Origin of the sequence: Thermoflexus sp. (assembly GCF_025055495.1) — a bacterium.
Taxonomy (GTDB): domain Bacteria; phylum Chloroflexota; class Anaerolineae; order Thermoflexales; family Thermoflexaceae; genus Thermoflexus.
Genome location: NZ_JANWXB010000237.1, coordinates 1 through 11,909 on the forward strand (window position 1 = coordinate 1; position 11,909 = coordinate 11,909).

Here is an 11,909-nt window from a genome sequence, read left to right on the forward strand (position 1 = left end):
CCGGCGCGGCTCTGCCCCCCAAGCCCTGAGGAGGAAAGAAAGGGCGCAACTCCTGTAGGAATTTGCAGCGAGCCTCGCTTTCCCTCTCCCGGGAACCCCCTTCGGCAGCTCTGCCCCCTCGATCTTCCGAATGGGGGGATCGACGAGCTTGCCCGAAGCCCGGTTAGAGGAACAGGGTGATCTTCGAGCGCGAAGCTTCCTCCAGGAAGGTGGCCACGCCCACCACATCCTGGACTTCATCGATGAGATCCTCCCGTCGGATTTCCATTACCTCCATGCTCATCTGGCAGGCCAGCATGCGGACGCCGAGTTCAGCAGCCAGCTTGCGCAGCTCCGGCAACGGCGTCACGTTGTGGGCCTTCATCATCTTCTTGAACATCCACCGTCCCAGGCCGCCGAAGTTCATCTTGCTGGGTCCCACGCCGTTGATATCTTTGAGGAAGACGCCCAGCATGCGGCCGAACAGGCTGCGCCCCGTGGGGTTCTGCTTCTTGATGGCCTGCAGGCCCCAGAAAGTGAAGAACATGGTGACATCCATGCCAGAGGCGGCCGCGCCGGTGGCGATGATGAAAGCCGCCATCAGGCGATCCATGTCGCCGCTGAACACCACCATGGAGAGCTGGTTCTGAACCTGTCGCTCCGCGTGGGCCACGGGAGCCTCCGCGATCTGTTCCAGTGCCATTGAGAACCTCCTTCCCTTACTGGGCGATCTGTTGGTAAAGATGGATTCGATCCATCAGCACCGCTCGCATGAGATCCAGAGCTTGGATCACCCGCGCGTCCGCCAGGGCATACTCCACCACGCCCCCCCGGCGAGTGGAGATCACCAGGCCTTTGGAGGCCAGCACCCGGAGATGGCGAGCGACCGTGGATTGGGGAAGGCCCAACGCGCGGGCCAGCGCAGTTCCGGTCTGGGGTCCATCGACCAGCTCATAAAGAATGAGGATCCGTGTGGGATCTGCTAGTCCAGCGCAGATCTCCGCATGGAGCTGATAGATTTCCTGTCGCGTGGGCCGTTCCATCCGCTCTCTCCTCTCCGGCTTTCCGGTTAACAGGATAACCGGAAAGCTGACGCACCGGTTGTGGATTTTGTCACAATATGGGGTGCATGAAATCACAATCGGATTCCTATTTATGATCATCATGAAAAGCGCTTTATGGAGGGGTGATCCCCCTGTGACATGACCCGCCTTCTTCATCACAAGGATCCGGGACCAGAGGTGGAGGGGACTTGCCAGCCCTGAGGGCATCCGCTATAATCCCGAATGTGCCCTGGTCCCTTCACCCAGAGCTGGAGGAGAGGAGGTCTCCATGTCGAAAAGAACACGGATCCTGATCCTGCTCCCGATCATCTTCGCGTTGCTGCTGGCCGCCTGCGCGCAGCCGGCTGCGCCGACCCCGGCCAAGAAGGTCTTCCGCGTGGGCCTGGTGACCGACGTCGGCAAGATCGATGACAAATCCTTCAACCAGGGCACCTGGGAGGGCGTCCAGAAAGCCGTTAAGGAGCTGGGCGTGGAGGCGAAATACATTGAGACCCAGGATCCCAACGACTACATGAAGAACATCGCCCAGTTCGCCGACGCTGGCTACGACGTGATCGTCACCGTCGGCTTCGCCCTGGGAGAGGCCACCCGGGAGTCCGCCCAGAAGTATCCCAACGTCAAATTCATCGGCGTCGATCAGTTTCAGGAGACCACCATCCCGAATGTGGCGGGCCTGATCTTCGAGGAGGACAAGGCTGGCTTCATGGCCGGAGCCCTGGCGGCCCTGATGAGCAAGACCGGCAAGATCGGCGCCGTGTTGGGCACGGACGCGGTGCCACCGGTCTGGCGCTTCGGCGAAGGCTATCGCGCCGGCGCCAAGTACGTCCGCCCGGATGTCGAGGTGCTGGTGGTCTACCACAACGATGTGGGGCTGGATAAGACCTTCACAGACCCAGAGTGGGGCAAGTCCACGGCCCTCTCCCTGGTGGACAAGGGCGTGGATGTCATCTTCGGGGCCGGGGGCAAGACCGGCAACGGGGCGCTGATCGCCTGCGCGGAGACCAAGAAGTGCCTGGCGATCGGTGTGGACGTCGATCAGTATTATACGGTCCCCGAAGCCAGGAGCGTCTTGCTCACCAGCGCGATGAAGGACCTGACCGAGGGAACCTTCAATCTGATCAAGGCAGCTATGGAAGGGAAGTGGCAGGGTGGCAACGTGATCGGCCCCGTCCGCCTGGCCCCCTTCCATGATCTGGACAGCCAGGTGCCTCAGGAGGTTCGCCAGAAGCTGGCGGAGATCGAGAAGGGCTTGCAGGATGGGACGATCAAGACCAACGTTCCACCGGCGAAGCCTCAGTGAGATCCTAACGACTCGCCGGACCAGGGTGCGATTGGGGCGGGAGATGGTCCCGCCCCAATTTTCATGGCCGTGCTTACTTGGGACGGATCGCGCCCCTGTTTGTATTTGTAAGCCTCCTTTTATCCTTCCTCCCCCCGGCCCAAAGGGCCGTGGGGAGGAAGGATCCCAACATGTTGGGGGCAGAGCCCGGCGCTTTCGGTGCCCGGCTCTGCCCCAAAGCTCCGAGGGTGAGGAACTGCGTAACTCCGCAGTATAATTTCCCTCGAAGAGGGGGCGGTTGGCCTCTGGTGAGGCCCCCGGTCTTCAAAACCGGCGTCGGGCCGCGGCGCGACCCGAGGTGGGTTCGATTCCCATCCGCTCCCGCCTGTGAAGAAGGGCCGGGATGCCATGGAAGGCAGTGCCCTGGCCCCCAAACGATGTTTTCTCCTCCCCTCCCCCTTCCTATGGCTTAAAGGGCCCGGGGAAGAGGGGATGCGCCATGCGCAACCTCAGGCGACAAGTCCGATCCAAAGCTCAAGGTCTATCCTCTGCCGGAGGCGGAAGGCGATGCGCGCGGTCCGCATTCACCAGTTCGGCGGTCCCGAGGTCCTTCAGGTCGATGAAATCCCCACCCCAACCCCCGGTCCCGGCCAGGTCCTGGTTCGATTGCGCGCCATTGGGGTGAATTTCATCGACACCTACCATCGGACCGGCCTCTATCGGATTTCCCTTCCCTTTATCCCCGGTCAAGAAGGCGCAGGAGAAGTCGCTGCCGTTGGCCCAGGGGTCACCGAGTTCCGGGAAGGCGATCGAGTGGCTTATGCCGGCGTCTCCGGCTCCTATGCGGAATCCATTGTCGTCCCCGCGGATCGCCTGGTGAAGCTTCCCTCGTCGATCGACTTCCCCCAGGCCGCGGCTGTTCTCCTGCAAGGGATCACTGCTCAATTTCTGACCCAGAGCACTTATCCCTTGAAACCGGGGGAAACCTGCCTGATCCACGCGGCTGCCGGTGGGGTGGGAACGCTGCTGGTTCAGATGGCCAAACGCCGGGGCGCCCGGGTGATCGGCACTGTCTCTTCCCCCGCCAAAGCCGAGATCGTCCGCTCCCTGGGGGCTGACGCGGTCATCCTTTACACCGAACAGGATTTTGAGGCAGAGGTCAAGCGCCTCACCGATGGCCGCGGCGTCGATGTGGTTTACGATTCCGTAGGCCAGGCCACCTTTGAGAAGAGCCTAAACTGTCTCCGACCACGGGGCTATATGGTGCTCTTCGGGCAATCCAGCGGCCCTGTCCCCCCCATCGATCCGCAGATCTTAAACCAGAAAGGCTCCCTCTTTTTGACGCGGCCTTCGATGTGGCACTATCTGTTGACCCGCGAGGAGCTGCTCTGGCGGGCCGGAGAGGTGCTCCACCTGGTGGCCACAGGCCAATTGAAGGTCTTCATCGACTCGACGTTCCCGCTGGAACAGGCCGCGGAGGCCCACCGCCGGCTGGCTTCCCGCCAGACCGTGGGCAAAGTGCTCCTGATCCCGTAGGGAACCTCGGAGAGCTGGGGAGGGCCCCCTCTTCACCCGGGAGGCGTTTTGGGCGAAAGGGAGCGCGTCCCTTCCCTCTATCGCTCCGTCCATCTTTAGGGGTTTTCGGAGGAAAGGGAGGCCCTCATCCTCCGATTCCCTCCAAATTCTGGGGATAGGGGGTGAACGGCCGAAGGCGATCCACCTCTAAACCGATGAGGTGGAGTGACCGCGTCTTCAGGTTCGGTCCCATCCGCAGCAGGAGGCACGCTTTCCAGAAACGACCCTCGAATGGCGGACCTCTCGGCCCGGGACCTCACCGCGTCTTACGGATGCGGTATCGATCCGATCTATCTCTTCCAGGTTAGGAAAGAGATGTTCGTCTTCGTAGACCCCTCCGGCATCCGATGGTCCACCCGGATCGCCCTGGAAGGGGCCGATGGCTCTATGTGGCCCCCCTCATCCTGGCATTTGACAGAAGAATCTTCCACCGCCGGACAGGATCTCCACGGGACGTTTCGGGAGCAACGCGAGGTGTTCCAAACAGAGGGGTGGGAAGCGGTTCGGACCCTGCGCCAGTATCCGGGAGCCACGGGCGTCCGGTTGCAGGTCCGTCGTCTGGGAACTTCTTCCATCCCCTTGCGGCGCATGGCCGTTCTCACGGGTCCCCTCGAAGCCTCCTCCCCCATTCCCGCCTGGCGGCTCTATCGGAACGGATTCCACTCATGGAGCTTCAGCGGAACCACCCCCGTGGTGGCCCCAGACTTCGGCACCCTTTGGGGTCCCCTTGGCGCGCCGATGACCTTCGATATAGCTACCCCGCCTGGCCCCCGGGGAGTTCGCCGGAGCGACCTGGTCGCGGCGCTGGTCATCGGTGAGCGCGCCCTGATCCTCGGCCAGCTCACCACCGCGGATCAGTTCGTCAAGATCGAACTGGATCTGCAAGGCGCTCCCCAGCTTCACGTTTACGCCGCGCTGGATGGGGTCCCGATCGCTCCAGGCGAGGAGATCGCCTCGGAGTGGATCTGGGTGGAATGGAGGGACGCCGCGGATCCGGATCCCTTCGGCGGCTACGCGGAGGCGGTCGCCCGCGCGATGCGCCCTCGGACGGGCGCGCTGGCCCCTTCCGGCTGGTGCTCCTGGTATTTCTACTACACTGGCGTGCGGGCGGACGATATTCTGGCGAATCTGGAAGCGCTGCGGGCGCGCCGCCCTCAGCTCCCCGTCGATCTGATCCAGATCGACGATGGATTCCAGGCCGCGGTGGGGGACTGGACGCGGTTCCGCTCACGCTTCCCGGACGGGGTGGGTCCACTGGCCCAGGCGATTCGGGAGGCGGGTTTCATCCCCGGCCTGTGGCTGGCCCCCTTCCTGGCCTGGCCAGAAGCCCGGGTCGCTCGAGAGCATCCCGACTGGTTGTTGCGCGACGCCCGCGGACGGCCGGTTTCCGCCGGCTTTAACTGGTATCGCTGGCTTCGAGCCCTGGACCCTACGCATCCGGGCGTGGAGGAATGGCTTCGGGAGCTGATCCACACCGTGGTCCACCGTTGGGGGTTTCCCTATCTGAAACTGGACTTCCTTTACGCAGCCGCTCTTCCGGGTCGGCGTTACGACCCGAAAGCCACCCGTGCCCAGGCCCTCCGGCGGGGCCTGCAGACCATCCGGGAGGCGGCGGGCGAGGAGACCTTCCTGCTGGGATGCGGATGCCCACTGGGCCCAGCCATCGGCCTGGTGGATGGCATGCGCATCGGGCCGGATGTCGCTCCGCACTGGGCGCCTCGCATGTTCGGCCTGAGTTTCCCCTTTCGCCATGAACGAAGCCTTCCCGCCGCCCGCAATGCCATGCGCAATGCCCTCGCCCGCGCCTGGATGCATCGGCGCTGGTGGTGGAACGATCCGGATTGTCTGCTGTTGCGTTCCGAGGATACGCTTCTTTCCGACGAGGAAATCCGTCTGCTCATCACGGTCGTCGCCATGAGCGGCGGGATGGTGCTCGACAGCGATCCGGTGTTCGCACTGAAACCGGAGCGCCTCGCGCTCTGGTCCGCACTGCTTCCCCCCCACGGGCGGCGGCCGGAGGTCCTGGATCTGCTGGAACGGGAGTTCCCCCGGATCCTCCGTTTACAAGCGAATATGGCCGGCCCGCCAGTAGTCTGGATCGGCCTGCTGAACCCGGAGGATCGTCCATGCCAGTCGGAGCTTCCTCTTCAGGCCCTCGGCCTTCCGGAAACCGCATGGGGGTTCGAGTTCTGGTCCCGTCTCGTGCAACGTTTGGAGGGGAAGCTTCCGGTGGCCTTGCCTCCCCATGGTGCCGCCCTCTGGACCTTGCGGCCGATACAGGCGAGGTTCCAGTGGTTGGGATCAACCTTCCGGCTGCCCCCCGGGATGGAGATCATCGAGCTGGAGGAAGCGGAACACCGTGGGCGCTGGGAATTCCTCCGGGAACCGCAGACGGAGGGAACCGTCTGGATCTACAGTCCGATCGCCGATCCGGATATTCGCTGGAACGGGAAGCAGGTGAGCGCAACGCCGGTGGGATCTGGAATTTACCAGATGACGATCCCATTCCAGGGTCGAGGATGCCTGGAAGCGTGGAATCCCGCGCAATAGGAGCGGAGGAGCGATGGAGCTGCGCCAACAGGGTCCATGGACCATCGTGGTGATGGAAGGCGATCAGACCGGGCAGGAACTGCTGGAGGAAGCCCTGCGGGTGTTGGATCCAGGGGTGATCCGTGTTCCTCTACAGTTTCTTCGGTTTGATCTGAGCCTGGAGAACCGGCGACGCACCCGGAATGAAGTGGTGATCGAAGCGGCGGAGGCCATGAAGAAAACCGGCCTGGGCCTGAAGGCGGCCACCATCACTCCGGAGGATCCTTCCGATGTGGGCAGCCCTAACGCCCTTCTTCGGGAGCGCATCGATGGCAAGGTGATCCTCCGGGTCGGCCGCCGCATCCCGGGGGTCCGCCCCATCGGCGGTGTGGTGGGGCCTGTGGCCATCGTGCGCATGGCCGTGGAGGACGCTTATCACGCGCAGGAGTGGCGGGAAGGAGAAGGCCTAGGGGAGACGGCCTACCGCCTGGATCGTATCACGAGGGGGACCTGCCGGGCGGTAGCGGAGTTCGCCTTCTGGTATGCGCGGCGCATTGGGGCCAAGGTCTTCGGCGGGCCGAAGTGGACGGTGAGCCGGATCTACGAAGGGATGTTCAAAGAGGAACTGGACGCGGCGGCCCGTCGCTATCCGGACGTGCGCTACGAGCCCCAGCTCATCGACGCCACCCTGGCCCTCCTCTTCACCCGCGCCGCCGAGCCGCTGGTGATCCCGTGTCTCAACCGCGACGGCGACCTGCTCAGCGACCTGATCCTCCAGATGTTCGGCTCCATTGCGGGGAGCGAGTCGCTGCTGCTCTCATTCGACGAACACTTGCGGATCCGGGTAGTGATGGCGGAAGCTCCTCATGGCACCGCCCCAGCGCTTTATCGCAAAAACATCGCCAACCCGATGGCGATGATCCTGGCGGGGGCCGCCCTGCTCTCGTTCATCGATGACGAGGCCGCCCAGCGGGCCAGCCGCGCCATCTACGAGGCGGTCTTCGAAAGCGTCTACGACGGGATCGCCACCGCGGATCTGGGGGGCTCGGCAACCACCACCGAGTTCACCGATGAAGTGATCCGTCGGATGACCCGCAAACTGGAGGTGTGGGAGGCCCTCCGGCTCACCGGAGGCGCTGCGGTCGGCCCTCGCGGATTAGATGAGCCCCCCTCGCATCGCATAGGTGGGTAGCCTTGATCTTCCTGCCACACCGCGAGGCGGCCTGACAGGAGGATGAAGCCTCCGAAATCTCATGGGCTCTGTCGCCCACTCGTGAGTTGAGGTAACGAGGTGGGCGGTGGAGTTGCTCACTTCATCCTCTGACACTCTTCTCCCCACGGCCCAAAGGGCCGTGGGGAGAACGTGACATCCCCTGCTGAGGCTGGATTGCGGCCCGATCCGCAGCCAGTATAAAATCCCCTGAGTTACAATCCCTGTCGTGGAACCCATCGCCTACCTTCTTCCCGGAGGCCTGCCGATGCCGACCTTGCTGGTGCGCAACGCGGATGTGCTGGTGACCATGGACGACGCGCGACGCCGCATCCCCAACGGCGGCCTGTTCGCCCAGGATGGCGTCATCGAGCAGGTGGGGCCCACCTCCGATCTTCCCCAGACGGCGGACCTCGTGATCGACGCCCGCGGGATGGTGGTGATTCCTGGGATGGTCAACACCCATCACCATCTCTACCAGACCCTCACCCGGGTCATTGCCCAGAACGCGAAGCTTTTCGACTGGCTGCGGACGCTGTATCCCATCTGGGCGCGCATGGACGCCGAGGCGGTTTACATCAGCGCCCTGGTGGGAATGGCGGAGCTCCTCCATTCCGGCTGCACCACCACCAGCGATCACCTGTATCTCTTCCCCAACGGCGCCCGCCTGGACGATGAGATCCGCGCGGCCCAGGAGATCGGGATCCGATTCCACGCCACCCGCGGCGCGATGTCCTTGGGCGAATCCAAAGGCGGGCTCCCACCGGATTCGGTGGTGGAGGAAGAAGACGCCATCTTGAAAGATATGCAACGGGTCATTGAGGCCTACCACGATCCCCAACCTTACGCGATGTGCCGCGTAGCCCTGGCTCCGTGTTCCCCCTTCTCCGTCACCCCGGATCTGATGCGGGAGGCGGCGGCGATGGCCCGTCATTACGGGGTGATGCTTCACACCCACCTGGCGGAGACGCGGGATGAAGAGGAATACTGCCTGACACGCTTCGGCAAGCGGCCGGTGGCCTACGCTGCGGAGCTGGGTTGGGAGGGCCCCGATGTGTGGTTCGCCCATATGGTGCACATCAACCGGGAGGAGATCTCGCTCCTGGCCCGGGTCGGCGCCGGCGTGGCCCATTGTCCCAGCTCGAATATGCGCCTGGCCTCCGGGGTCGCCCCGATCCGCGCCATGCTGGATCATGGGGTCAAGGTGGGGCTGGGGGTGGATGGCAGCGCCAGCAATGATTCCTCCCACATGCTGGCGGAGGCCCGACAGGCGATGTTGCTTCAGCGGGTCGCGCTGGAGCGGCCCGATGCCTTGACGGTTGAGGAAGCCCTCTGGCTGGCCACCCGGGGCGGCGCGGCGGTCCTGGGTCGAGACGACATCGGGCAACTCGCCCCGGGGAAAGCGGCGGATTTCGCCGCCTGGCGGCTGGACCGTCTGGATTACGCGGGGGCGTTACACGATCCGGTGGCAGCGCTGGTGCTCTGTCACCCCCGCCCGGCGGACCTCGTGGTGGTCCACGGGAAGGTGATCATCCAGGATGGAGTGCTGCTCACAGTGGAAGAGGGGCGTCTGATCGAGCGGCATAACCGGATCGCCCGGCGGATGGTGCGGGGGGAGTAAGGGGATTTAAGGAACCGAAGCCAGTCTGGAAGGCAATGGCCCCTCCCCCTTTCTCTCCCCTCCCTACGGCCCAGAGGGCTGTGGGGAGAGTAGAGAAAAAATCTTTGCCGTTTCGCAGCGCGGAGAGGGCAAGAAAAACTCGGGGTGGGGGAGGCGCAGCAAAGCCGCCCATCCTCCCACCCCGAGCCCCATGTTTGCCACAGCATGGAAGGGGCCTTCACCCCTCTTCTTCCTCTTCCTCCTCCACCTTCTTCCCACGGCCGATGACTTCCACCTCCGGCATTTCGGCCGGCAACGCTGCCTCCTCCAGAACCTCCGCGGCCGGCGCCGTCACCAGGACGATCAATTCGTCCGGATCGCTCACCACCGTGATCCCGGGAGGCACCTGGAGGTCCCGCACATAGATCGCCGCATCCACGCGATCCAGGCGGCCCAGATCCACCGTGATGGCTTCGATGAGATCCTTCGGAAGACACTCGATCTCCACGTGGGTGAGCCCGTGCACCAGAATACCCTCTCCGCGTTCCACAGCGGGGGAAGCTCCCACAAAAACCACGGGGACTTCCACACGGATTTTCTCGGTCAGCTCCACCGCCTGGAAATCGACGTGGAGGATCTCCCGGCGGATCGGTTCCCGCTGCACCTCCCGGATGAGGGCCAAGTGGGTCTCGCCATCCACCTGGAGGGTGATCAGACGAGTGCCGCCGCGAGCCAGCGCCATGACCCGCTGAAACTCCTTGCCCTCAACCTGAATGGTCCTCGGCTGGATATGCCGGCCATACAACACCGCCGGGATCCATCCCTGGCGGCGCAGGGCCTTTACCTGCTTTCCCGTTATCTTCCGCGGCCTCGCGTTCAACACCAGCTCCGCCATCACCTCACCTCTTGCCGTTTAGGATTTGGGGAGAATCCATCCAGTCAGCGAAATCAGCGTCGTAATCGCCGGAGCTGCCAGCCTAAAAGCATACCCAGGATCCCTCCGATCAGCAACCCGATCCAGGAGGCGAGGATCCCCACGGGTTTCCCCTCCACCTGATGAGCCAGGATGAAGGCGGCCCGTCCCCCTTCCATTCGGACGTTTCGAGCGAGCACGGCCCCTACCTGGCTCTCCCGAAATATAGCCTCCCGGGAGAAGGCCAGACCGAGCGTGCTCTGCCGGAGATCCATTTGCAAGCTGCGAGCGATCCCTAACGCCGAGCGCTGCACCTGGATCTGGTTGGCCGCTAAATGGGAAACCGCTGACCCCTTACAGACCGCTTCATTGGCAATCAGGGATTCTAAGCGAACGTCCGAGAGATGAACAACCGTGGCCTCTTCCATTCCTCCAACCCGATGTTCAGGTGGGATCATGTTGAGCCTCTTTAATTTTTAGGAGTCGCACCGTTGGGAGCCGGTCGGATGAGGGGGAATAGCTCCTTCCCCTCCTCACAGCCCGAAGGGCCATAGGGAGAGGGAAGGAGCTGGCCCTCTATGCGGTAGAAGGCTCAGGGGGCCTAGTGCATGGCCCGCTTGTACAAAGTCCAATTGACAAAGCGAGAGGGATTTTATAAAGAGATAAAGAGATCGTCAAGAACGGTTTGTCCGGTTTGGGAGCCCAGGATTCCAGCGACCAAACTGAAAGTAAAGAGTGCTCAGTGGGTAAGTTGCGTTAGAATATCTGGAGCGCCCATGCTGGATAGGCCTTACACCGCTTGGAGGCCGCTGAACGAGGGGGGATAGCTCCACCCTCTGGATCTTTCTCCCCACGGCTCAGAGGGCCGTGGAGAGGGAGATCGAGGATTTCGGCTCAGTCCAGAAGATGGGCTGCTTCTGATTTCTCCGGGGGATTTTAGGGATAGGGCGCCGCCGAAGGCAGCGTCCTCAGCCCCAGGATCTTTTTCTCTTCCTCCCCGAAGCCTAAAAGGTCCTGGGGAGGCAGAGAAATGGGAACATCGGATGCTCCAGGAGGCCCTATATGTCCGCTCGCGGCCCTCAGGATGTGCAAGCGTTCTTGGATCGTTATCTTCCTGGGACTTCGGTGCGGATTCTGGATCAGAGCACCGCAACCGCCGTGGAGGCGGCGGCGGCAGTGGGATGTCCGCTGGGGGCGATCGTCAAATCGCTTCTTTTTGTGGCGGACGAAGATCCCCGGCTGGTGCTGGTGGCCGGAGATCGAAAGGCCGATCAGCGTCTTCTGGCCGCCCTGTGGGGGATCCCCCGCAAACGCATCCGGATCGCGGATCCCGAAACCGTGCTGCGGGTGACCGGCTATGAGGTCGGGGGGGTGCCTCCGGTGGCTCACGCAACCCCCCTCGAGATCTGGATGGATGCTTCTCTCGCCCGTTATGAAACCCTTTGGGCGGCGGCGGGAGCCCGCAACGCGCTGTTCCCGATCTCTTTCGCGGATCTGGCGCGCATCACGGGCGGTCAGGTGGCAGAGTTCACCGTAGAAGCTGCCCCAGGAGAGCCTTCTGGAGAAGCTCGGTAGGGGTGCCTCTTATGGGCGTCCCGATAAGGAGAGGCACAAACTCCATTCCCGTAAGATCAGGATGGTGCGTTGACCGATTACGCCATGTGCCCCTTCAAGCGGCGAGTCCAATCTAAGTATCTCCGGGAGGGAAGCTGGCCAGGCCCCTTTCCCGGGCTTAGAGGCTCTGGGGAAGGGGGAGAAGA

10 protein-coding genes and 1 tRNA gene are annotated in these 11,909 nt (G+C 63.2%); 7 read left to right on the forward strand and 4 right to left on the reverse strand.

What is annotated here, in order from left to right; translation table 11 throughout:
• Window positions 1-163: 163 nt before the first annotated feature.
• Window positions 164-682, reverse strand: coding sequence for a DsrE/DsrF/DrsH-like family protein (locus NZM16_RS07755; protein ID WP_295448506.1), 519 nt, complete (start codon window positions 680-682; stop codon window positions 164-166).
• 16 nt (window positions 683-698) lie between these two features.
• Window positions 699-1,022 carry a helix-turn-helix transcriptional regulator gene (locus NZM16_RS07760; protein ID WP_295479731.1) on the reverse strand — a complete coding sequence of 108 codons (324 nt, stop codon included), beginning with the start codon at window positions 1,020-1,022 and terminating at the stop codon, window positions 699-701.
• A gap of 289 nt (window positions 1,023-1,311) precedes the next feature.
• Between NZM16_RS07760 and NZM16_RS07765 the strand changes: the two genes are divergently transcribed.
• The 6 genes from NZM16_RS07765 (at window position 1,312) to NZM16_RS07790 (ending at window position 9,257) form a co-directional block, all read left to right on the forward strand.
• Entirely contained in the window at window positions 1,312-2,343 is a 1,032-nt protein-coding gene (locus tag NZM16_RS07765; protein ID WP_295479733.1) for a BMP family ABC transporter substrate-binding protein, read from the forward strand.
• Between the two features lie 269 nt (window positions 2,344-2,612).
• Window positions 2,613-2,706, forward strand: a tRNA-Sec gene (locus NZM16_RS07770).
• 183 nt (window positions 2,707-2,889) lie between these two features.
• Complete coding sequence (locus NZM16_RS07775) at window positions 2,890-3,858, forward strand: quinone oxidoreductase (protein WP_295448515.1); 969 nt, start codon at window positions 2,890-2,892, stop codon at window positions 3,856-3,858.
• 270 nt (window positions 3,859-4,128) lie between these two features.
• The gene (locus NZM16_RS07780) at window positions 4,129-6,447 is read left to right on the forward strand and encodes a glycoside hydrolase family 36 protein (RefSeq protein WP_295479735.1); all 2,319 of its coding nucleotides are present in this window, start codon (window positions 4,129-4,131) and stop codon (window positions 6,445-6,447) included.
• 13 nt (window positions 6,448-6,460) lie between these two features.
• Entirely contained in the window at window positions 6,461-7,618 is a 1,158-nt protein-coding gene (locus NZM16_RS07785) for an isocitrate/isopropylmalate family dehydrogenase (protein ID WP_295448518.1), read from the forward strand.
• A 286-nt stretch (window positions 7,619-7,904) separates the two neighbouring features.
• Window positions 7,905-9,257 (forward strand): 8-oxoguanine deaminase, encoded by a 1,353-nt coding sequence (locus tag NZM16_RS07790; protein WP_295448521.1) that lies wholly within the window; start codon window positions 7,905-7,907, stop codon window positions 9,255-9,257.
• A 217-nt stretch (window positions 9,258-9,474) separates the two neighbouring features.
• On the opposite strand, the gene NZM16_RS07795 is transcribed toward NZM16_RS07790, so the two are convergent.
• Both NZM16_RS07795 and NZM16_RS07800 read right to left on the reverse strand, forming a co-directional pair.
• Complete coding sequence (locus tag NZM16_RS07795; RefSeq protein WP_295448523.1) at window positions 9,475-10,131, reverse strand: 50S ribosomal protein L25; 657 nt, start codon at window positions 10,129-10,131, stop codon at window positions 9,475-9,477.
• 53 nt (window positions 10,132-10,184) lie between these two features.
• On the reverse strand, window positions 10,185-10,607 hold the full coding sequence (locus NZM16_RS07800) for a hypothetical protein (RefSeq protein WP_295479737.1): 423 nt from the start codon (window positions 10,605-10,607) through the stop codon (window positions 10,185-10,187).
• Between the two features lie 604 nt (window positions 10,608-11,211).
• Between NZM16_RS07800 and NZM16_RS07805 the strand changes: the two genes are divergently transcribed.
• On the forward strand, window positions 11,212-11,724 hold the full coding sequence (locus tag NZM16_RS07805; RefSeq protein ID WP_295448529.1) for a YbaK/EbsC family protein: 513 nt from the start codon (window positions 11,212-11,214) through the stop codon (window positions 11,722-11,724).
• Window positions 11,725-11,909: the final 185 nt, after the last annotated feature.

Excerpts from the sequence above, each read along its gene's own strand:
- NZM16_RS07790 (WP_295448521.1), top strand. The coding sequence starts at position 7,905 with ATGCCGACCTTGCTGGTGCGCAACGCGGATGTGCTGGTGACCATGGAC.
- NZM16_RS07795 (WP_295448523.1), bottom strand. The coding sequence starts at position 10,131 with ATGGCGGAGCTGGTGTTGAACGCGAGGCCGCGGAAGATAACGGGAAAG.
- NZM16_RS07805 (WP_295448529.1), top strand. The coding sequence starts at position 11,212 with ATGTCCGCTCGCGGCCCTCAGGATGTGCAAGCGTTCTTGGATCGTTAT.
- NZM16_RS07765 (WP_295479733.1), top strand. The coding sequence starts at position 1,312 with ATGTCGAAAAGAACACGGATCCTGATCCTGCTCCCGATCATCTTCGCG.
- NZM16_RS07800 (WP_295479737.1), bottom strand. The coding sequence starts at position 10,607 with ATGATCCCACCTGAACATCGGGTTGGAGGAATGGAAGAGGCCACGGTT.
- NZM16_RS07755 (WP_295448506.1), bottom strand. The coding sequence starts at position 682 with ATGGCACTGGAACAGATCGCGGAGGCTCCCGTGGCCCACGCGGAGCGA.
- NZM16_RS07760 (WP_295479731.1), bottom strand. The coding sequence starts at position 1,022 with ATGGAACGGCCCACGCGACAGGAAATCTATCAGCTCCATGCGGAGATC.
- NZM16_RS07775 (WP_295448515.1), top strand. The coding sequence starts at position 2,890 with ATGCGCGCGGTCCGCATTCACCAGTTCGGCGGTCCCGAGGTCCTTCAG.
- NZM16_RS07780 (WP_295479735.1), top strand. The coding sequence starts at position 4,129 with ATGGCGGACCTCTCGGCCCGGGACCTCACCGCGTCTTACGGATGCGGT.
- NZM16_RS07785 (WP_295448518.1), top strand. The coding sequence starts at position 6,461 with ATGGAGCTGCGCCAACAGGGTCCATGGACCATCGTGGTGATGGAAGGC.